We start from the raw sequence: 20,424 nt of genomic DNA on the forward strand, positions 1-20,424 counted from the left end.
CAGATTGTAGAACGGAGTACTTGGTAACAAGAAATAAGCAGTTTTTCTGCATGACAATCTTTTTTCTTTTTTTGTCTCTTTCTGTCAAATCACAAACAGTAAGTGTTGCTGATTTTTTGGGTGATCGTCAAGCCGCAGTGAGCCTTACTTTTGACGATGGTATCCAAGAGCATTATACTTTAGTAGCTCCCCATTTGAATCGGTATGCACTTCGGGGCACGTTCGGGATAAATGGCAAATTTATGGGGGATATTGATGACCATTTTGCCCCTCGACTCACTTGGGAAGAATGTAGGCGCATGGTGGCTGACGGTCACGAGATATGTAACCATTCTTGGAGTCATCCAAACTTGACAGCTATAGACAGGCGTACTCTTTTAGTGGAAATTAGAAAGAATGATTCCATTATTAAGGCCGAGACGGGAGTAAAACCCACAAGCATTCTTTACCCTTTCAATGCAACGACACCTCAGGTGAGAGCTGTATGCGAGGAAGGAAAAGTAGGGGCACGCCTTGAACAGTTCGGACTCGGACAACGGAATTCAGGCTGTACTGCGGCATCAATAGATACTTGGTTACGTCAACTTATTAATGACAGGCGGTGGGGTGTGACCATGACTCACGGGATTTATACAGCATGGGACCAGTGGGATGAACCGTGGGTTCTATGGAATTTCTTCCGTGAACTTGCTTTCAAGAAAGACTCGGTATGGGTTGATACTTTCTCGAACATACAAGCTTATGTGAAAGAACGGAATGCCGTCACTCTGACAACCCGTTGGTGTAATAATACCCTTATAATTACTCCCGCCTTGAGTCTTGACAGCAAAATATTCCGTATGCCACTTACCTTGAAGATTGCCGGAATGGAAAAGAATCGATGCATGAAAGCTGTTCAGGACGGCAAAAACCTTCAAGTATCATATCGGGGGGATTATCTTACTATTGACATCAATCCTTATGGATCACCGGTTGCAGTGAGTTATATGAAGGAAAAAACGCTTGAAGGAAAAACGATGTGTGTTATTGGAGATAGTTATGTGTATAACCATGGTTGTCCGGTTTCAGAGACTTGGCATTATAAACTGGCAACGAAGCATGGCATGAAGTATCAGAATCTCGGACAAAACGGCAACAGTATCGCATTCGAGCGTGACAGTATATATGGCGCACCATTATATAAGCGATATAGTATTATTCCGGAAAACGCTGACTATATACTCATCATTGCCGGTCATAATGATGCATATTTGGTAAACGGAGATATTGACCGGCAAAAAGTGTTGCGCCAACGTTTGGATGAACTGCTGAAAGGGTTGAAAAGGAAGTATTCCGGTGCCAAAATTGGTTGGGTCACTCCCTGGAATGTAGCGTATGAAGGATTTCCGGCGACAATAAACATCATAGAGGAAATGTGCCGTAAAAATGACGTCAAAGTTTTAAATGCCGCATATACTAGTGGTATCAATCCCAATGACCTGGTTTTCCGGTCACGCTATTTTCAAGGGAAAGATGACAATGCTCATCTTAATAACGCTGGTCATAATCTGTTAATGCATTGGGGAGAACAATTTGTAATGGGTTTGTAGCCCTGAAATTAGTATCATAATCATAAATATCATGAGGAAAAGCTTATTTACATTATTAATAACTCTTCTCGGCACAATGGGATATTGTGCCGAGAAGGTCTATATGGACAAACAAGGCGTGATACGTTGGACGGAAAACCGTAAGGAAGTAGCTTTGTTCGGTGCCAATTATTGCCTGCCTTCTGCTTGCGATTTTCGTGCAGCAGATTATGTGGGCGGCGATCGAAAGCAAATGATTGTGGAAGACCTGGAACATTTTAAGCGAATGAATTGGGACGGATTACGTCTCTGCTTTTGGGGAGACTATCAGAATACGGATCGTGAGGGAAATTTGCTGGAGAATGAACATTTGCATCTGTTGGACTATCTGATTGCCGAAGCGGATAAACGGGATATTTATATGTTGCTTAGCCCTATCGTGACCTATAATTCACAATGGCCGGAAATGAGTGATACAACAAATACCGGTCTGGCCAAATGTTATCCTAAAAATACACTTATACACGACGAGGAAGCTATTCGTGCACAGGAAAATTACATGAAGCAACTGCTCAATCATCGTAATCCTTACACTGGTCGCTGCTTGAAGGATGAGCCGAACATATTGTTTGTCGAGCTAATCAACGAACCTACCCAATTTCCGGAAGACATTCCAGGTATGGTGCGTTATATCAACCGGATGTGCAAGGCAATCCGGAGTACCGGTTGTAAGAAGTTGACTTTCTATAATGTCAGCCAAGACTTCCGTGTGGCTCCTGCTATTCGGAAATCGGATATACAAGGTTCTACTCATGCTTGGTATCCGAGTGCGTTGAATAACAATTATTCCATTGAAGGAAACGGCTTGTTGTTCGTAGACCGTTACGAGCAGATGCTTCATCCTGATTTACGCGGAAAAGCAAAAATCGTTTATGAATTTGACGCAACGGATATGGCTTCCGGTTTTATGTTCCCGGCTATGGCGCGTGAGTTCCGTAGAGGCGGTATCCAGTTTGCTGCCATCTTTTCTTATGATATGCTGCGTACAGCCCCGATGAATTTAGGTTGGCAGACTCATTTTTTCAATATGGTCTTTACTCCTTCAAAGGCAGTAAGCAGTATGATTGCCGCTGAAGTGATGCGTCGTATCCCGCGTGGCAAACACTTCGGGTATTATCCGGATAACAGAACTTTCGACGATTTCCGGGTGAGTTACGATGAACAGTTGAGTGAATTGAACTCCGGAGATATGTTCTATTATTCAAATACTACGTTTACCCGTCCCAAAAATCTGGCAGCATTGAAGCATATTGCTGGGGTTGGTTCTTCTCCGGTAGTCCGTTATTCGGGAACAGGTATTTATTTTCTTGACAAACAGGATGATAATACTTGGCAACTGGAAATCTACCCTGATATAATGGATATAGATGATCCTTATAAAATACTGAATAAACACAGGGTGTCAAGAAAATCAGCGTACAATGAACGGAACATTCAAATACAACTTCCCGGTCTGGAAACTGAAATGGTTGTATTGCCCGGAAAATATCTGCTATCAGATGGAAAGATAGTTAGCAGGGAAGAACTTCCTGCCAAAGATTTCTATCAGACTCCGATGAAAGAGTGGAAAATAGCCAATCATACATGGTCGGAGTTTACTGCTGATAAAGAGGTGACATTCCGGTGTGAGGTGTTCGGCCCCAAACGTCCTCAACAGGTAGATGTTTATCTGATGCTGAAACCTTGGGGATGCAAGCGCATACCGATGACGGCGGAAGACGGCTTCTTCTATACGGCGAAAGCCGATATAAGCTGGCTTGCTAAGGGGGATTATGAGTATCATTTCGGCATAGATACGGGAGATGATACAATCTTGTTTCCGGAAAAGACGTATTGCACTCCCGAACGGTGGGACTATTATGAACAAGCTACTTACGCCATGCGTCTGATAAACGAAACAACTCCTTTGTCTCTTTTAGGACCACAGGACAATTGGAAGCATATCCGTCGTACACGCACGTTTAGGAGCCCCGAATCACAATTTAGCTCGGTAGTATCAGGACCGGAATTGCTGCCTGCCTTTCAGCTTTCTGTTCCTGATTTGGAGAAAAAGGAAGATTATATAGCTCCTTGTGATGTGACTTTTTCCCATTATATAGGTGATCGGATAACTTGTCGGAGTAAAAGTAAGACGGCTCCTGCATATATTCGTATTCGCGCTTATGGATTGAACAATACTGATAAAGCCATTTGCAATTTTGTAGATAAAGAGGGAAGAGGATATGGTGCTGCGTTTAATTTGAAAGCTGACGCATCGGATATCCTGATTCCGGTATCCGACCTTGTACCGACTAAGGCGGCTATGTTACCGCAGGATTGGCCGGGAGTGAATCCTTATTGGTATCCGGCTTCTGCACAAGAGAATAATGGTATTGCGTTGGATTGGAAGATTATCGACTTTGTTCAAGTTTCACTTCGAGAGGAATTGTACAATATCGGAAATCAGAAGAATAAGGGAGTTGTTGTAGAAAGGATTGATTTATTATTTCAGTGATAGTTGACTGATATCTGAATGATATGCTTGTCATTGCTTCATATTTACCATAATAGTTAATTATTTAAGGTTCATTTTTAGGGGTGAAATTAGACTTTTCCAGTAAATGGATGATTCTCAATGATTATTATAAAACTTCCAATTAAAGTCTATCACAATAGGATAAATTGATTATATTTGTGGCGAGAATAAGCTAACGAAATAACATTTAATAATTAATACTTAAAAAAATGGCTTTAGAAATTACAGACAGCAACTATAAAGAGGTTCTTGCAGAAGGAAAACCGGTTGTTGTAGATTTTTGGGCTCCTTGGTGTGGCCCTTGTAAGATGGTGGCTCCTATCATTGAAGAATTGGCTGCGGAGTTTGAAGGACAAGTAATCATCGGTAAGTGCGATGTAGACGAAAATGGTGATATGGCTGCTGAATATGGTATCCGTAATATTCCTACTGTATTGTTTTTCAAGAACGGTGAAATAGTAGACAAACAGGTAGGTGCAGTTGGCAAACCGGTATTCGCAGAAAAGGTGAAGAAGCTTTTATAGTCGATAATACTTAATACTTATCACTTAATACTTAAAAAAATGGGACTGGAAGACGATTTTTTATTAGCAGATGCCGATGACGAAAAGACCATCGAGTTTATCAAAAACTATCTGCCTCAAGAACTGAAAGAGAAGTTCTCGGACGATGAATTGTATTATTTTCTCGATTTAATCGACGAGTATTACTCTGAAAGTGGTATTCTTGACGCTCAACCCGATGAAGACGGCTATGTTAACATCGATTTGGAAGAGGTTGTGGCTTACATTGTAAAAGAAGCCAAAAAGGATGAAATAGGGGAATACGATCCTGAAGAAGTCCTCTTTGTGGTTCAGGGAGAAATGGAATACGGAAACTCTCTGGGACAGGTGGACTAAACGACGTCCGGTCTCATTGTAGATAAAATTAAGATAAGGGGTGTGCTCTGTGAGTATGCCCCTTTTTTGTGCGTTGCTTTTTTCTCAAACATTCTTATGCCTATGAGAAAATGTTCTCACTGCATTGAGAAAAAATACTCATTACAATGAGAATTAATTCTCACTACGGTGAGAATAATCCCTTGCCTGAATAGTCTGAAACGGCGTATTCTGGTTATATTTCTTCCAATGCATAATATTGATAATCGCGAAGTACAGTCTGAAGAAATTTTTCCTGATTACCGTCACGAGGAATAACGGAAAGCAATTCCTGTACTTTTTTGGCAAGCGCCGTGATACGTCTTGCCCGGTCTTTCTCGCTGGATTCCAAAGTCCGGGTAATTACATTCACTTGTTCGAGAGATAAATCAGCCGACTGCGGATATACCGGATGATAATTTTGGGTCAGATAATCGAATTCATCCAGGCTAACATGTATCTTACGATAGTTTTTCTCTTTAATCACCATAGTGCCGGCAGCTAGATCCCCTAATCGTTGATTGTTCTTATTCAATAAAACGACTAGAAGCCCAAGGCCACTTGTGATGGGACCATCAATTGGGAAAAGAAGCCATCGTAACAGATAAGAGCCGATGCTTGGAGTAGAACCGTCTACTTTTACGACACGGATATTGATAAGTTTCTTCCCAAAGCTCTGTCCGTGATTGAACATCTCACAAAGAAAAGAATAGCCGAGAATCGGTAAATAAACGACGCATAGAAAAAAGAACAAACTGAATCCTGACGGTAAACTTAATTTAGACAAGAGCGTAATAGTGGACAAAATGTAAAGCCCGATCAGAAAATAATCAATGATTAAAGCCATCAATCGTTCGCCGATACTGGCGGGCGTTTGACTGATACGAACGAATTGTCCGGTTATTATCGTAGATTCTGCCATTTCAGGTTAAACATTTTTAGGATTCCGTTGCAAATATATCATAATTCTCTTATTTTTGCTTCCGGTTTCGGACAAAACTTATCTGAAATCGATTGAAAAGCATGAAAGAAGTAACGTTTATTCGTCGGAACATTGAAAAATGGAAGGAGACAGAGAAAGTTGTGGAGCGGGCGGCAAGCCTGTCCCCCGACCAACTTGCCGATGCATATACGGACTTGACGGCTGACTTGGCATTTGCCCAAACACATTTCCCAACTTCCCGTATTACTATTTATCTGAATAATCTGGCTTCAGCGTTGCACAACGAAATCTACCGTAATAAACGCGAGAAGTGGACACGGATTATTACCTTTTGGACACAGGAAGTGCCACGAACCATGCACGATGCACGTCGCGAATTGTTGACCTCCTTTTTGATTTTTGTTGCCAGCGCATTAATCGGCGTATTATCAGCAGCGAATGACCCGGATTTTGTCCGGCTGATATTGGGAAACGGTTATGTGGATATGACACTCGACAATATTGCCAATGGGGAGCCGATGGCCGTATATAATGGTTCTTCCGAAGTACCGATGTTCTTGGGCATTACACTTAATAACGTGATGGTTTCTTTCAACTGCTTTGCAATGGGATTGCTGACTAGTTTTGGAACAGGGTATATGCTTCTCTCCAATGGTATCATGGTAGGAGCTTTTCAAACATTCTTTTATCAACACGATTTGTTGTGGGAATCCAGTCTTGCCATCTGGTTGCACGGAACGCTTGAAATCTGGGCGATTATCGTGGCCGGTGCCGCCGGATTGGCTTTGGGCAACGGCTGGTTGTTCCCCGGCACCTATTCCCGACTGGAATCTTTCAGAAGAGGAGCGAAGCGAGGCTTGAAAATAGTGATTGGCACTGTTCCGGTATTCATTATGGCAGGCTTTATAGAAGGTTTTCTTACCCGGCACACAGAGCTTCCCGATGTGTTGAGGCTTGGCGTGATATTCACTTCTCTGGCATTTATTATATTCTACTATATTTATTTACCAAATAGAAAAAAACATGGAATCACAGAAACCTAAGATTGCGATGTACGTGAAACGTCCTTTCGGTGAGAAGTTGAACGCTTCTTTTGATTTTATAAAAGAGAATTGGAAACAATTGTTTAAGTATTCAACTTATCTGATACTTCCTATATGCTTAATTCAAGCTGCAAACTTTAGCGGTTTAATGGGAAGTATGACAGATCTTACTGCCATGCAGGCGTCCGGAGGAATAAGTGATAATCCTTTAGCTGCTCTGGGACCTTCATTTGCACTGAATTATGCAGGAGTTATCTTTTTTTCATGTTTGGGAGCTTTGTTGATGACTTCCTTGATTTATGCGATGGTACGATTGTATAATGAACGGGAAGAACGCCTGAACGGGGTTGTATTCGGCGATATTAAATCGTTGTTGCTCCGTAATATAAAAAGACTGTTTTTGATGGGGATTGCCTGCAGCTTCTTATTCATCTTTGCTGTGGTCATTGTTGTCTTGTTGGCTGTATTGACACCTTTCACACTCATTCTGACCATCCCGCTTTTATTCGCGTTTATGGTTCCTTTGGCATTAATGGCTCCCATCTACTTATTTGAAGACATTTCGTTGGGTGAGGCATTTGCAAAAACATTCCGGTTGGGATTTGCTACTTGGGGAGGCGTCTTTCTAATTTTAATTGTGATGGGGATTATTGCCAGTGTGTTACAAGGAATCGTTTCTATACCCTGGTATGTGATCTATATTGTAAAAATGATCTTTACGATGAGTGACGGAGGTGCAACCTCTTCATCAGTCGGACTGAACTTTGCGCAATATTTGTTCTCTATCCTGATGTTGTATGGCTCTTACTTATCGGCTATATTCGGTATCGTCGGTCTGGTTTATCAGTATGGTCATGCATCGGAAGTGGTGGACAGCATAACGGTAGAAAGTGATATTGACAATTTTGATAAACTCTAAACCAAATCTCCACTAGATGAATCTCACTTCCCCGGCTGATACACTAGTCTGTGATACGGCGCAGATTGCCCTCTGGCAGTCTGATCCGGCATACAATTATAACCGTGAACTGATTACTCCGGAGATGAATGTCTTTGAGTGGATCAGCCGACAGTTTGGGGAGTTGTTGCGCAAAATATTCGGCAGCCATTTTGCTGAAGAGTATTCAGGGCTTATCCTGGTATGTATTGCCATCCTTCTTTTGTTGCTGATTGTTTGGTTCGTCTATCGGAAACGTCCGGAATTGTTTATGGTCTCGCATAAAAATGCGTTGCCTTATACAGTTGAAGAAGACACCATTTACGGAGTAGATTTTCCGGGAGGGATTGCGGAAGCGCTTTCCCGTCAGAATTACCGGGAAGCAGTACGTTTGCTCTATCTGCAAACTTTGAAACAACTTAGTGACGCTGAACGTATTGACTGGCAACTTTATAAAACGCCTACCCAGTATATCAATGAAGTCCGGCTACCGGCTTTCAGGCAACTGACCAATCATTTCCTGCGGGTACGTTATGGCAACTTTGAGGCAACGGAAGAACTCTTCCGGGTAATGCAGGCCTTGCAGGAAGAAATAGGGAAAGGAGGCGTTTCATGAAAGGAAGTCGCTGGTTCATTGTCTTTATTGTCGCTTTTCTATTCATCATGTTTGCAATAGAATATCATTTGCCGAAGAATTTTGTGTGGAAGCCCACTTTCGGACATCATGACGAGCAACCTTTCGGATGTGCAGTGTTCGATAGTGTGTTGTCTTCTTCTTTGCCACAGGGGTACACTTTTTCGAGGAAGAGTCTCTATCAATTGGAGCAGGAAGATACGACGCAACGCAAAGGTATATTGGTTATCTCTGATAATTTGCGATTGTCGGACGTCGATGTAAACGCTCTGTTGAAAATGGCGGAACGCGGAGATAAGATCATGTTGGTGAGTACCTTGTTCGGCAGATATTTGGAAGATACCTTGCAGTTCAGGTCTTACTATTCTTACTTCAGTCCGATGGCTTTGAAGAAATATGCAACTTCATTTTTGAAAAAAGATAGCTTGCATTGGATAGGAGATTCGACGGTTTATCCCCGTCAGACTTTCTATTTTTATCCCCAGTTATGCTCCTCTTATTTTTGGGGAGATTCACTTCCGGAAAGGGTGTTGGCACAAAGAGTTTTTGAGTCGAATGAGTTCCGGTATGAAACAGAGGTGGACTCGTTGACAACGGATAGTCTTGTTTATATGCCTGTAGCGATGTCCCGTCGGTGGGGGAAAGGAGAAGTTATTTTAGTTTCCACTCCTTTGATTTTTACCAATTACGGAATGTTGGACGGCAAAAATGCAACCTATATCTTCCGTTTGTTGTCGCAGATGGGGAAGCTTCCTATCGTTCGCACGGAGGGGTACATGAAAGAAACTGCACAGGTGCAGCAATCACCTTTCCGTTATTTTCTGGCACATGAACCGCTTCGTTGGGCTTTGTATCTTACGATGATTACCATCATACTCTTTATGATATTCACAGCGAAGAGGCGGCAACGGGTGATCCCTGTTATTCACGAGCCGGCCAATAAATCTCTTGAATTTACCGAACTGATAGGCACGCTTTACTTTCAGAAGAAAGACCATGCGGATTTAGTTCGCAAGAAGTTTTCCTATTTAGCCGAAGAACTTCGGAGAGAGATTCAAGTGGATATTGAAGAAGTGGCCGACGATGAACGCTCTTTCCATCGGATTGCCCGAAAAACCGGAATGGATGCCGGAGAGATTGCTAAATTTATCCGCGAAGTCAGACCCGTGATTTACGGAGGACGTGTTATTGATGCGGAGCAGATGAAGGTATATATCGATAAAATGAATGAAATAATCAATCATATCTAAAGAAGAAATTTATGGAAGAGAATACAGAACAGCGAGTAGATTTAACTCTCTTTTCCGAGAAGATACAAGAGTTGAAAGACCGGATTGCTTCCGTCATAGTAGGGCAGGAGCAGACAGTGGATTTGGTACTGACAGCAATTTTGGCGAATGGACACGTATTGATAGAAGGTGTTCCGGGAGTTGCGAAGACACTGTTGGCCCGTCTGACAGCTCGTCTGATTGATGCAGACTTCAGTCGTGTCCAGTTCACTCCGGACTTAATGCCAAGTGACGTATTAGGTACGACTGTGTTTAATATGAAAACGAATGGTTTTGATTTTCATCAGGGACCGATTTTTGCGGATATTGTATTGGTCGATGAAATCAACCGTGCTCCTGCCAAGACACAGGCTGCCTTGTTTGAGGTAATGGAAGAGCGCCAGATCAGTATTGATGGAACGACTCACCGGATGGGAGATCTTTATACGATTTTGGCTACCCAGAATCCGGTAGAGCAGGAGGGAACATACAAACTTCCCGAAGCACAGCTCGACCGTTTTCTGATGAAGATAACGATGGATTATCCTTCATTGGAAGAGGAAGTGAATATTCTGGAACGTCATCATACCAATGCCGCATTGGTGAAGTTGGACGACATCACTCCCGCTATTACCAAAGAAGAACTGTTGTCGCTTCGTGCTTTCATGAATCAAGTATTCGTAGACCGCACGTTACTTCAATATATCGCATTGATTGTACAGCAGACCCGTACCAGCAAAGCTGTATATTTGGGAGCTTCTCCACGTGCATCTGTAGCCATGCTGCAATCGTCGAAAGCGTATGCTCTTTTGCAGGGACGTGATTTTGTGACACCGGAAGATATCAAGTTTGTAGCTCCTTATGTACTTCAGCACCGTCTGATCCTGACTGCGGAAGCTGAAATGGAAGGCTATTCACCGGTGAAAGTGACACAACGCTTAATTGATAAAGTGGAAGTACCAAAATGAAAAGATTTATGATTTATGAATTCAGATTTATGATTTGGGCTGCGCGTTGAATGTCCGACCCTATTCATAACAAAAATCGAAGAAATCATAAATCGTAAATTATAAACTGTACGTAAATTGTAAATTGTAAGTTGAAGAAATCGTAAACCCAAGAAATTATAAATCATAATTCATAAATCATTTGTTTCTAACTCGTCGTTTCTATATTGCCCTTGTCGTAGTTATCCTGTTGTTGGGTAGCGGATATGTTTTTGCTCCGTTCTTTGTTATCGGGCAGTGGGCACTCTTTGTCTTGCTTTTGGTGGTACTGGCAGACGTATATTTTCTTTATCGTATTCGTGGAATCCGTGCTTTCCGCCAGTGTGCCGACCGTTTCTCTAATGGCGACGAAAATGAAGTGAGTATTCGGGTAGAAAGTAGTTATTCGCATCCTGTATCTTTAGAAATCATAGATGAGATCCCTTTTATATTTCAGAAACGTGATGTCGACTTTCAGGTGAAGCTTGGAGCAAACGAGGGAAAAACAGTTACCTATCGTCTTCGACCTACTCATCGTAGCGTTTACTCTTTCGGTCATATCAGAGTTTTTGTGACCGGAAAAATCGGCTTTATATCCCGGCGCTATACTTGTGCAGAACCTTTGGATATCAAAGTGTACCCGTCATATCTGATGCTCCATCAATATGAATTGCTGGCAATAAGTGATAATCTGACAGAATTGGGAATAAAACGTATTCGCCGGGTTGGGCATCATACGGAGTTTGAGCAGATTAAAGAGTATGTAAAGGGGGATGATTACCGTACGATTAACTGGAAAGCAAGTGCCCGCCGGCATGAACTTATGGTGAATGTGTACCAAGACGAACGTTCACAGCAGATTTATAATGTGATCGATAAAGGTAGAGTGATGCAGCAAGCTTTCCGTGGAATGACCTTGCTGGATTATGCAATTAATGCTTCGCTGGTGCTTTCGTATGTTGCCATGCGGAAAGAAGATAAAGCCGGATTAGTGACTTTCGATGAACACTTCGATACTTTCGTGCCTGCTTCCAAGCAACCGGGATATATGCAGACATTGCTGGAAAGTCTTTATAGCCAGCAGACCACTTTCGGGGAGACAGACTTCTCGGCTCTTTGCGTTCATTTGAACAAACATGTCAGTAAGCGTAGCCTGCTGGTACTATATACTAACTTCTCGAGCATAGGAGGAATGAACCGTCAATTATCTTACCTGAAACAACTAAACCGCCAACACCGTTTGCTCGTAGTCTTTTTTGAAGATGTCGATTTGAAGGAATATATCGCCCAACCGGCAAAAGATACGGAAAGCTACTATCGTCACGTGATTGCAGAAAAGTTCGCTTACGAGAAGCGGCTGATTGTATCTACTTTGAAACAACATGGAATCTATTCTTTATTAACTACACCGGAGAATCTTTCGATTGATGTGATTAATAAGTATCTGGAGATGAAGTCACGACAACTACTATGATAAGTCTTTTATAATTTGTTCAACTGTCTCTTTTAAAGGAGGAAGATGTTTTTGTATGACTACCCAAATAATCTCGTAGTCAATGTTAGCATATTCATGAGAAATGATATTTCTTAATCCAATAACCTTTGCCCATGGAATTTGGGGATAATCTTTAAGAAAGTTCTTTTGTGTTTTGTCGTCAACAGCCTTAATCGTTTCTCCTATTACTTGGATTCGCATGATGCATGCGTCTAAGATGGTCATTCCCCAAGGTGATAACAAAAAATCATCTACATTCTGAATGTTCTGACATCTTTCTTCGATGATAGATATTGATTCTGATATTTGGAGAAACTTGTCTTGGATTTCTTCTTTAAGCGTATATTCCATCTCTTGCTATTCTTTGGGAAATAAGTGAACGAAGGTTTTTGTGCAAACGGAGGAGATCTATTTTGCAGTTACATATACGTTCCAGTTCTTCTTTAATATCAAACATAATAAAAGGGTCCGGATCCTTTAGTTCAACAAAAACATCCAAATCACTCTCTTCATGTTGCTCTCCACGGGCAACAGAACCAAAAATACCAATAGAAATAATTCCATATTTCTCGGCAAACTGTTGTTTGAATTGGCGAATTTTTGTAAGATATTCATTGGTTGTTTTCACTTTTCTATCCTCCTTTCATACAAAAATAGTAAAAAATGGGAAGAAAACAAAAGGATTCTCTTAAAAACATATTATCCTCCTATAGCTTTCCGTGTTTCCACAAAGAAGAATATAGCCATTCCAATGATGATAATTCCCAGTATTCCATAGAAGAGTCGTGCTCGGTTGCGTCCTACATTCCGGACAATGGTTTGTGCGTTGCGCGTTGTAAAGAACCAGTCCCAGTTTAGCAATGACGCCAGCAGGGAGACGATTCCTGCCAGCGCAAAGATTCCTTGTACGATATATTGTCCGGTCATAGTCTGATTACTCTATTTCCGTTTTCCAGTTCTTCAATCGTTACTTTTACGGCATTTCCCGGAAGTAGTTCTTCTACCAGTTCCGGCCATTCGATAAAGCAGAGAGCGCCACTGTAGAAATAGTCTTCGTAACCCATGTCGTACACTTCGCTTAGCTTCTTGATGCGGTAAAAATCAAAGTGATAGATTAACTCTCCGGTTTCGTCCGAACGGTATTCGTTGACAATAGCAAAAGTAGGAGAAGTGATAACATCCGTTACGCCCAATGCTTCGCAGAGTGCTTTGACAAATGTCGTTTTGCCGGCACCCATCTTTCCGTATAAAGCAAATACAGTGTTGTCGCCCATAGCAGCGATAAATTCACGGGCTGCTTCATGGATACTTTCCAGTGATTGAATTTTGATTTCCATATACTATCTATTATTATGACTTTTTCCTGCAACAACTCTTTCCGATTTTACAAACAGCGTAAATCAGGATAGAGAAGAATATGATGGAAGCTCCCGAAGGGACTTTCCAGTGATAAGAAATAAATAATCCACCCAAGCAGCCCAAGAAACCGATGCCGATTGATAACCAGATAATCTTCTTGAAACTATAGGTGAACAAGTTGGCTGTCATCTGTGGAATGGTGAGAAGAGAAATGGCCAATACGATGCCTACCATTCGCAGGCAGGCTACAATGGTCAGTGCGATGAACATCATCAGTACATATTCAAAAATCTCTACCGGAATCTTTTGCGAACGTGCAAACTCACGGTCAAAGGCAATATATACGATGGGGCGGATAAACAGATAAAAGAATCCGGTCAGTATGAGTGCCAATATGCCGAGCATCCATAAGTCGATTTGGTTGATGGTCAGTATATTGCCGAAGAGGTAAGCCGACAGGTCGGGCGCAAATCCCGGTGACAGGAAGCTGAACATAATTCCGAGTGCCATCCCTAACGTCCAGAATACTGCAATGGCAGAATCTTCGCGCATATCTTTCCGTCTGCTAAGCCATTCGACGCCAAAAGCAGATAATACTGAGAATACGGCTGCCGAGAGTATCGGAGAAATTCCGGCAAACAATCCTAACCCGATCCCTCCGAAAGAAGCATGAGTGATTCCTCCGCTGATAAATACCAGGCGGCGGGTTACAATATATGTACCGATAATCCCACAGGCAATGCTTGCCAGCAGACTTCCCAATAGGGCGTGTTGAAAGAATGTATATTGTAGTAAATCCATCACATCACCTGTCATCTGCCTTTTTTACTTCTATGTTTCTTCTTTCTCCGATAATCAGAAAAACTTCGTCTTTGAGATCATCCGGTAGTTCAATGCCACGGAGCTGAAGGCTACGTACCCATCCGGCCACTTCTACATCCAGTGTCGTATACAATACATCCCGAAACATTTCTGTTTCTTCTTCTGTATACGCATCTCCTGCCTTGCCAATGAACTGGTCCAGTTCTTCGTCATCGTAATATTCTATCTTTTTGCTGACAGCTGCCAGCAGGCTATCCCGTTCGCATACTTCGTGTTGTCCGCAGCATTCCACATCTACTTCCTTCACTTCCGGCATACGGTCCAGTTCGCCCTTTTCTATTTTCTTTTGCAGTCTTTTGTTGCGGATAATTCCGGCTATCAGCGCAATGACACCCAGCAACACCAGACTTATAATAAGTATCCACATGACAATATAACAGTTACGAATCAAATTTGTGCAAAGTTACTTATAAATTTGTATTCTATCGTGTATGCTATCTATTTCTTTCGTACTTTTGTATGTTACTAACTCAAATATAAGATGAAAAGACAGAGTATATTATTCGTTCGGAGTATGTGGGTGGTTATCTTATTCACTACCCTTGCTGCCTGTAAAGATACGGATAACAGAGTGTTTGGAGATGATTTTGAATTTCCGGCATTGACAGATGAAAACACGATTCGCTTTACAGTGAATGTTGTAGGAGACTGGCGGCAGTTGGACATTGTAGCAAGTGGGGGACGAATGGTGATAGATTGGGGAAACGGTCGTATACAGAAAATAGAAGATCCTTCTTCAATGAGTGGCGGAGTGGTATATAGATATGGAAATAAAGGATTATATGAAGTGAGGATTTGGGCTGAAGAGCTGCAGCTTATCGATATAAGTGGTTTGCTTCTTCCTTTGAGTCATCTTTATTTGGGAAATATGCCGCGAATGAAATCACTGGCTTTGAATAGCATTTCTGATACTCGCGAATTGGACTTGAATACCTTCTGTCCTAATGTGGAAAGTATTAATATCGGTAGTTTCGCTGATTTGGAGCATTTGGAGATTGAGGATTGTTTCCGATTGCGATCTATACAAGTTTATTCTAATCCCAAATTGACTTCAATAGAGTTTGGTAGTCATCCGGAAGCGGAAAGTTTATATTGTTCTTATAATGGTTTTTCTTCCCTTTCCCTTAAAAGCTTGCCGGCATTGCGCGATATTGATTTGAGTTCTAATGAAGTATTGTCACATCTGGAATTGAACGAGAAGACTTCAATTTCTGCGATATTGATACAAGGATGTGCTTTCCAATCAATTACTGATATATTGAAATGTTGCCCTTCTTTAAGGGAATTAAGTTGCTCATACAACAAATTGACCGAACTTGATCTGTCCGATAACTCTAATATTAGTGAATTGCGTTGTGAACATAATCAGCTAACTCGTTTAATGGTACCGCAAGGAAGTCTGTTAGAACATCTTTATTGTCACTCGAATCAATTGGATGAGGATGCCTTGAATACACTGTTTGATTCCTTGGGGCAAGTGCTGGAACCTGCTATTTATTATCCGACTCCTCCCCGGCAATATCGGATTTCTTTTAATGATAATCCGGGAGCAGATGATTGTAATAGAAATATCTTGAATGATAAAAACTGGATAGTTGAAAATAAGTAAAGTATGGACGATTGTTTCTTAAATCTTATATACATCATGAAGAAAAACATTCTGCTTCTCTCTTTTTTGTGTAATTTTTCATTGTTGTTATCTGCCCAAACTAACGTAGAAAAAGGGTTGCAGAGTATCAACCGTTCCTCTGCCGAAGCTACTATCAACTTTTTGGCTAGTGATGAATTGCAAGGGCGTGAGGCAGGTTTTCATGGTTCACGTGTGACCTCGGAGTATATTGTTTCCTTACTTCAATGGATGGGAGTATCACCTTTGGCTGACTGCTATTTCCAGCCTTTTGATGCTTACCGTAAAGAACGTCAGAAAAAAGGACGTCTGGAAGTGCATCCTGATTCCATAGTTAAACTGAAACAGGAAGTTCATCAGAAGCTTTCCATGAGGAATGTATTGGGAATGATTCCTGGTAAAAATACCAAAGAATATGTGATTGTGGGGGCGCATTTCGACCATTTAGGTATTGATCCTGCACTCGATGGCGACCAAATATACAATGGTGCTGACGATAATGCTTCCGGTGTATCGGCAGTGCTGCAAATAGCAAGAGCCTTTTTAGCCAGTGGACAGCAACCCGAAAGAAATGTAATCTTTGCTTTTTGGGATGGAGAAGAAAAAGGACTGCTTGGCTCTAAATATTTTGTACAAACTTGTCCTTTCCTATCTCAAATCAAAGGCTATCTGAACTTTGACATGATTGGCCGTAATAACAAACCTCAACAGCCTAAACAGGTCGTTTATTTTTATACAGCCGCCCATCCGGTCTTTGAGGATTGGTTGAAAGAGGATATCAGAAAATACGGTTTGCAATTGGAACCGGATTACCGCGCCTGGGAAAATCCGATAGGAGGAAGTGATAATGGTTCGTTTGCCAAAGTAGGTATTCCGATCATCTGGTATCATACGGACGGGCATCCTGATTATCACCAGCCTTCCGATCATGCTGACCGATTGAATTGGGATAAGGTCGTAGAAATCACTAAAGCCTCTTTTCTCAATATGTGGAAGATGGCAAATGAGAAGTCTTTTTAATGAAGCAGATAAAATACAATCCTGATAATTAATGGGAAAAGTCAGGATTGTATTTCTTATTTTTTGAGTATTCTTTTTAAATAGTCGATAGGTGGCAAATTCACAGTCTCAAAACTTCCTTTATAAAATACTGCAAAATTATTAAAAACACACGGTAACTCTTTTGCTTTCTGTAGCGTATCTACTTGAATAAAAGAAACAGGGACATCATTTGTTTCACAATATTGTTTGATCATTTCAATGTATTTATAGATGTAGGGGCATTGCATATCATAATAAATCGTCAGTTCCTCACTTTCTATTTTCAGATTTTTGGCATTTGGCGCAAATTGCGGTACTGTTCCGTCGAAAGAAAGAGCAAGCAATTCATATCCGTTATCAGTAGTGTCAACCACCTCAAAACCAAATTTCTTTGCAAATGATTGGTCGGAAAGCCAGCTCTTCTGTTTTTTTGCCCCAAGCATACAAATGCCGGATCTACCTTTTTCTTTGGCATCAGCTATACAGTACTCTATTAATGCTTTCCCATATCCGTTTCCTCGGGGGCTACCTAGCACCCATAAACAATACAGATAATAATAGTTGTCGCCGATGACGGGAACCCAAGCTGTTTCAAGAGGGGCATATTCAATAAAAACAGTAGCTTTGGCGTTTAACTTTCTAAAGACATGGCCTTCATTCAGCCGGTCGGAAAGCCATTGCCGTTTTGCTTCAATACCAGGATGAGACTTTTTGCTGCGGATAATGCAGCATAAATGCTCATTAGAAAGATTTTCTGTTGTTAAGTTTGTAAAGTCAGTATTCATATACACCTTTGTTTCAAGTTAGATATTATCAATCGGATAGTGTAGTAATTGTAATACTTGATTAGCCCGGTTGATAGATAAGCAAATACAAATGTAGTGAATTTTGCGGATAATCTCTGTTGGGTGACTATGGAAATCACAAAGACTTTTTATACATCTGCAGAGGATGTTGAACGAGAACTCATGCGAATGTAAAACTTCATTGCCTAACTTTGGATTAGATTGACCGCAGTTCTACCTAATCTGAAGCGAGACAATGAAGTTTATAAAAATAAAAAGATAACAGATATATAATATTAAGGTCGATATATTTGTAAGCTCAAAGAGTTGTTCTTTTATCTTTTTATTATTCTACAGGTTGTGCGCCGGTGTCGCCTTCAATCTTCCATCCCGGGTTCTGATAAACGACTGAACTTGTAAAATCATTCTTATCCGAGGCTGTCTGACGAAATACAGCCATACCTATCGGATTCAGATAATGAGCAGGTGTAAAGAGGAATCCCTTCTGCCCGGCAATCAGATTATTCTTCGTGATTTTTTCGTATGGAAGAATATATTTACTTAAATCAGGTGAGGACATATTACCTTCTGCCGGATCTACTTTACATAAATCTGCCAGTTGCGTTTCATAGTTGCTTCCCCAGTATAGCATACCTTCTACACGGTAAGGTTTGGATATCAACTGGTCGCATGCACGCCAGCGTTTCAAGTCTTCCCAGCGCAAAGCTTCTGCACAAAGTTCGTTACGGCGTTCACGGCGGATATTATATAACGTCGCGTCTATCAATTGGCCATGAGAATAAGCACCGAAATCGCCTTTAGCCTCTTCGCTCATCTGTGTTGCAGCGATTGTCTTATTATAGTCTTCGTCCACTTTGGCGCGTCGGCGTAAAGCTTTCCAATATCCGTCGGCTGTTCCGTCGATTCTACCATTTTTTTCATACGAAGCTTCCATGTAAATCAACATGGCTTCTGCCGCACGGAAAACAATACCACCTGATGTTCCCGCACTATGGTCATTTGCCATGTGACTGGAGTAGTGTTTGCCTTTTTTGATGATGAATCCGGTTGTTGCCAAACTTCCTTTATCGCCATAAATGAAACGGATTGAGCAATAACTGGGAGTTCCGTCATCACCGTAATAATTCACATCACCTTTATTTTCAGTGTTGGCATCACCCGGCTTTTTGGTAAAGATAACAATGCGTGAATCACGATTCTGTAAAGTGGAATTTACTCCTTCTTTCTCCCAATCGGGATTATAATCGGAACCGGCTGCATAGATGGGAAGCCCATTGCGCATCAGGAATGAATTGACCATGCCACGAGTCCATCCGGAACCACCGCCATTGCGTGCCAACTCCATTTGCAAGTTGCTGGTTACCAATCCTTCCTTGAACAGTTTCCACATCAGTATTTCATCATATCCTTCCATGTTTTCATCGCAGAACATGGTGTAGTAAGGATTGATGGAAACCAGACTGGCGTTCATACCTTCGGGGGTATCGGTATTGTCTGCCAGTTTTCCGACGATATAGTCGCCTACCACTTTTGATGACTTCATTGCTTCATCAAGAAAATAAGCCACTTCTGCATCACTATTAAAACCGCTTACATCTGCGGGATTACCCGGCCATCCTTTTCCACCGGGTACAAAAGCTGTTCCTTTGTGATACTTTTCCCAAGTTGCTTCGAAGAGGGCAACGCGTGCACGTAGCAAGTGAGCTACGTTTTTGCTGATGCGATTCTTGCCACCGGGACTTTTATCAAGCAACAATTCTGTTGCTTTTTGCAAATCGTCCAGAATGAAGCGTGCCACCTTATTACGCGGCTGGCGCTTGCTGGATTCCACCAAGGTCTCTTCTATGTCGGGCAATGCAGTAGTGATAATAGGCAGATCTCCTAAAGAAACCAGTAATTTATAATAATTGTATGCCCGGATCACGTACATTTCTCCGATATAATGCTTCACATTATCCTGATTGCCGGTAATAGTGCCGGCTTCGAATTTCGGTAAAGTATTATCAAAGAAATAGTTGCAGGTTCGTATTTTACTCCAGTCCCATTCGCCTTCACCTGACGGCACCTTCTTTTGCCCGGGTATCCAGAAGGCCGGTGAGTCACCACTGGCTTGGTTATCAGTATCATTATCTTTGCCGAAGAAATTGATGCCATACGCATCGGTCACTGTTTCAAATGGGTAAGCATTGATTGTGTATGCAGCCAGATCACTTTCGGATGCAAAATATTTTTCGGGAATTACTTTATCCAGTGGTTCCCTGTCGAGAAAATCATTGCAACCGGTCAGTCCGCCCAATAGCAATGTTCCTATTGTCAAAAGTTTAATATGTTTTTTCATAATCG

21 protein-coding genes are annotated in these 20,424 nt (G+C 41.6%); 12 read left to right on the forward strand and 9 right to left on the reverse strand.

All coding sequences use genetic code 11. From position 1 onward, the window contains the following. The first annotated feature begins 50 nt into the window (after positions 1-50). From DWZ47_RS00400 to DWZ47_RS00415, 4 genes are all read left to right on the forward strand, one after another. Entirely contained in the window at positions 51-1,589 is a 1,539-nt protein-coding gene (locus tag DWZ47_RS00400) for a polysaccharide deacetylase family protein (protein WP_158570377.1), read from the forward strand. A gap of 31 nt (positions 1,590-1,620) precedes the next feature. Next, the gene (locus DWZ47_RS00405; RefSeq protein WP_117512091.1) at positions 1,621-4,122 is read left to right on the forward strand and encodes a hypothetical protein; all 2,502 of its coding nucleotides are present in this window, start codon (positions 1,621-1,623) and stop codon (positions 4,120-4,122) included. 230 nt (positions 4,123-4,352) lie between these two features. Then, on the forward strand, positions 4,353-4,667 hold the full coding sequence (gene trxA / locus DWZ47_RS00410; protein WP_004306576.1) for a thioredoxin: 315 nt from the start codon (positions 4,353-4,355) through the stop codon (positions 4,665-4,667). A 39-nt stretch (positions 4,668-4,706) separates the two neighbouring features. Then, the gene (locus DWZ47_RS00415; protein WP_004306577.1) at positions 4,707-5,042 is read left to right on the forward strand and encodes a hypothetical protein; all 336 of its coding nucleotides are present in this window, start codon (positions 4,707-4,709) and stop codon (positions 5,040-5,042) included. Between the two features lie 214 nt (positions 5,043-5,256). Here the strand turns inward: DWZ47_RS00415 and DWZ47_RS00420 are convergent, their stop codons facing one another. After that, complete coding sequence (locus DWZ47_RS00420; protein WP_117512092.1) at positions 5,257-5,982, reverse strand: RDD family protein; 726 nt, start codon at positions 5,980-5,982, stop codon at positions 5,257-5,259. Between the two features lie 101 nt (positions 5,983-6,083). Here DWZ47_RS00420 and DWZ47_RS00425 point away from each other — a divergent pair, with 101 nt between their 5' ends. The 6 genes from DWZ47_RS00425 (at position 6,084) to DWZ47_RS00450 (ending at position 12,345) form a co-directional block, all read left to right on the forward strand. Beyond that, positions 6,084-7,046, forward strand: coding sequence for a stage II sporulation protein M (locus DWZ47_RS00425; protein ID WP_004306579.1), 963 nt, complete (start codon positions 6,084-6,086; stop codon positions 7,044-7,046). Further along, positions 7,027-7,965, forward strand: coding sequence for a hypothetical protein (locus DWZ47_RS00430; RefSeq protein ID WP_117512093.1), 939 nt, complete (start codon positions 7,027-7,029; stop codon positions 7,963-7,965). The genes DWZ47_RS00425 and DWZ47_RS00430 overlap by 20 nt, the downstream gene beginning before the upstream one ends. 16 nt (positions 7,966-7,981) lie before the next feature. Beyond that, complete coding sequence (locus DWZ47_RS00435) at positions 7,982-8,599, forward strand: DUF4129 domain-containing protein (protein WP_117512094.1); 618 nt, start codon at positions 7,982-7,984, stop codon at positions 8,597-8,599. Next, positions 8,596-9,867: a DUF4350 domain-containing protein gene (locus tag DWZ47_RS00440; RefSeq protein WP_004326237.1), complete on the forward strand. Its 1,272-nt coding sequence runs from the start codon at positions 8,596-8,598 to the stop codon at positions 9,865-9,867. Before DWZ47_RS00435 ends, DWZ47_RS00440 begins: the two co-directional genes overlap by 4 nt. 11 nt (positions 9,868-9,878) lie before the next feature. Continuing rightward, the gene (locus DWZ47_RS00445; protein ID WP_004306583.1) at positions 9,879-10,853 is read left to right on the forward strand and encodes an AAA family ATPase; all 975 of its coding nucleotides are present in this window, start codon (positions 9,879-9,881) and stop codon (positions 10,851-10,853) included. Between the two features lie 181 nt (positions 10,854-11,034). Beyond that, positions 11,035-12,345, forward strand: a complete 1,311-nt coding sequence (locus tag DWZ47_RS00450; protein ID WP_117512095.1) for a DUF58 domain-containing protein — start codon at positions 11,035-11,037, stop codon at positions 12,343-12,345. Here DWZ47_RS00450 and DWZ47_RS00455 read toward each other — a convergent pair. The 6 genes from DWZ47_RS00455 to DWZ47_RS00480 form a co-directional block, all read right to left on the reverse strand. After that, entirely contained in the window at positions 12,340-12,717 is a 378-nt protein-coding gene (locus DWZ47_RS00455) for a DUF86 domain-containing protein (RefSeq protein ID WP_115484724.1), read from the reverse strand. The two genes, DWZ47_RS00450 and DWZ47_RS00455, sit on opposite strands and share 6 nt — an antisense overlap. Beyond that, the gene (locus DWZ47_RS00460) at positions 12,701-12,994 is read right to left on the reverse strand and encodes a nucleotidyltransferase family protein (RefSeq protein ID WP_115484723.1); all 294 of its coding nucleotides are present in this window, start codon (positions 12,992-12,994) and stop codon (positions 12,701-12,703) included. The genes DWZ47_RS00455 and DWZ47_RS00460 overlap by 17 nt, the downstream gene beginning before the upstream one ends. 71 nt (positions 12,995-13,065) lie before the next feature. Continuing rightward, a complete protein-coding gene (locus DWZ47_RS00465) occupies positions 13,066-13,293 on the reverse strand; it encodes an immunity 17 family protein (protein WP_115484722.1) in 228 nt (75 codons plus the stop codon). Further along, positions 13,290-13,703, reverse strand: coding sequence for a tRNA (adenosine(37)-N6)-threonylcarbamoyltransferase complex ATPase subunit type 1 TsaE (gene tsaE, locus DWZ47_RS00470; protein WP_004323470.1), 414 nt, complete (start codon positions 13,701-13,703; stop codon positions 13,290-13,292). The genes DWZ47_RS00465 and tsaE overlap by 4 nt, the downstream gene beginning before the upstream one ends. Before the next feature lie 13 nt (positions 13,704-13,716). Then, positions 13,717-14,526 carry a metal ABC transporter permease gene (locus DWZ47_RS00475; RefSeq protein ID WP_004307944.1) on the reverse strand — a complete coding sequence of 270 codons (810 nt, stop codon included), beginning with the start codon at positions 14,524-14,526 and terminating at the stop codon, positions 13,717-13,719. 4 nt (positions 14,527-14,530) lie between these two features. Further along, entirely contained in the window at positions 14,531-14,974 is a 444-nt protein-coding gene (locus DWZ47_RS00480; protein WP_004299271.1) for a hypothetical protein, read from the reverse strand. Positions 14,975-15,088: 114 nt separating this feature from the next. Here DWZ47_RS00480 and DWZ47_RS00485 point away from each other — a divergent pair, with 114 nt between their 5' ends. Together DWZ47_RS00485 and DWZ47_RS00490 are read left to right on the forward strand one after the other, a co-directional pair. Further along, complete coding sequence (locus tag DWZ47_RS00485; protein WP_004323465.1) at positions 15,089-16,216, forward strand: leucine-rich repeat domain-containing protein; 1,128 nt, start codon at positions 15,089-15,091, stop codon at positions 16,214-16,216. Between the two features lie 36 nt (positions 16,217-16,252). After that, positions 16,253-17,254, forward strand: coding sequence for a M28 family metallopeptidase (locus tag DWZ47_RS00490; RefSeq protein WP_032846537.1), 1,002 nt, complete (start codon positions 16,253-16,255; stop codon positions 17,252-17,254). Between the two features lie 56 nt (positions 17,255-17,310). Here the strand turns inward: DWZ47_RS00490 and DWZ47_RS00495 are convergent, their stop codons facing one another. Both DWZ47_RS00495 and DWZ47_RS00500 read right to left on the reverse strand, forming a co-directional pair. Continuing rightward, positions 17,311-18,060 (reverse strand): N-acetyltransferase, encoded by a 750-nt coding sequence (locus tag DWZ47_RS00495; RefSeq protein WP_004299279.1) that lies wholly within the window; start codon positions 18,058-18,060, stop codon positions 17,311-17,313. Between the two features lie 346 nt (positions 18,061-18,406). After that, a complete protein-coding gene (locus DWZ47_RS00500; RefSeq protein ID WP_004299281.1) occupies positions 18,407-20,419 on the reverse strand; it encodes a RagB/SusD family nutrient uptake outer membrane protein in 2,013 nt (670 codons plus the stop codon). Between the last annotated feature and the right edge of the window lie 5 nt (positions 20,420-20,424).

It is taken from the genome of Bacteroides sp. AF32-8BH (assembly GCF_003435205.1).
GTDB lineage: Bacteria > Bacteroidota > Bacteroidia > Bacteroidales > Bacteroidaceae > Bacteroides > Bacteroides ovatus.

Bases quoted from the DNA above. Each gene is read 5' to 3' on its own strand.
- DWZ47_RS00465 (WP_115484722.1), bottom strand. From the start codon at position 13,293: ATGACCGGACAATATATCGTACAAGGAATCTTTGCGCTGGCAGGAATC.
- DWZ47_RS00445 (WP_004306583.1), top strand. From the start codon at position 9,879: ATGGAAGAGAATACAGAACAGCGAGTAGATTTAACTCTCTTTTCCGAG.
- DWZ47_RS00485 (WP_004323465.1), top strand. From the start codon at position 15,089: ATGAAAAGACAGAGTATATTATTCGTTCGGAGTATGTGGGTGGTTATC.
- trxA (WP_004306576.1), top strand. From the start codon at position 4,353: ATGGCTTTAGAAATTACAGACAGCAACTATAAAGAGGTTCTTGCAGAA.
- DWZ47_RS00480 (WP_004299271.1), bottom strand. From the start codon at position 14,974: ATGTGGATACTTATTATAAGTCTGGTGTTGCTGGGTGTCATTGCGCTG.
- DWZ47_RS00455 (WP_115484724.1), bottom strand. From the start codon at position 12,717: ATGGAATATACGCTTAAAGAAGAAATCCAAGACAAGTTTCTCCAAATA.
- DWZ47_RS00490 (WP_032846537.1), top strand. From the start codon at position 16,253: ATGAAGAAAAACATTCTGCTTCTCTCTTTTTTGTGTAATTTTTCATTG.
- DWZ47_RS00440 (WP_004326237.1), top strand. From the start codon at position 8,596: ATGAAAGGAAGTCGCTGGTTCATTGTCTTTATTGTCGCTTTTCTATTC.
- DWZ47_RS00425 (WP_004306579.1), top strand. From the start codon at position 6,084: ATGAAAGAAGTAACGTTTATTCGTCGGAACATTGAAAAATGGAAGGAG.
- DWZ47_RS00405 (WP_117512091.1), top strand. From the start codon at position 1,621: ATGAGGAAAAGCTTATTTACATTATTAATAACTCTTCTCGGCACAATG.
- DWZ47_RS00435 (WP_117512094.1), top strand. From the start codon at position 7,982: ATGAATCTCACTTCCCCGGCTGATACACTAGTCTGTGATACGGCGCAG.
- DWZ47_RS00420 (WP_117512092.1), bottom strand. From the start codon at position 5,982: ATGGCAGAATCTACGATAATAACCGGACAATTCGTTCGTATCAGTCAA.
- DWZ47_RS00500 (WP_004299281.1), bottom strand. From the start codon at position 20,419: ATGAAAAAACATATTAAACTTTTGACAATAGGAACATTGCTATTGGGC.
- tsaE (WP_004323470.1), bottom strand. From the start codon at position 13,703: ATGGAAATCAAAATTCAATCACTGGAAAGTATCCATGAAGCAGCCCGT.
- DWZ47_RS00430 (WP_117512093.1), top strand. From the start codon at position 7,027: ATGGAATCACAGAAACCTAAGATTGCGATGTACGTGAAACGTCCTTTC.
- DWZ47_RS00415 (WP_004306577.1), top strand. From the start codon at position 4,707: ATGGGACTGGAAGACGATTTTTTATTAGCAGATGCCGATGACGAAAAG.
- DWZ47_RS00400 (WP_158570377.1), top strand. From the start codon at position 51: ATGACAATCTTTTTTCTTTTTTTGTCTCTTTCTGTCAAATCACAAACA.
- DWZ47_RS00475 (WP_004307944.1), bottom strand. From the start codon at position 14,526: ATGGATTTACTACAATATACATTCTTTCAACACGCCCTATTGGGAAGT.
- DWZ47_RS00495 (WP_004299279.1), bottom strand. From the start codon at position 18,060: ATGAATACTGACTTTACAAACTTAACAACAGAAAATCTTTCTAATGAG.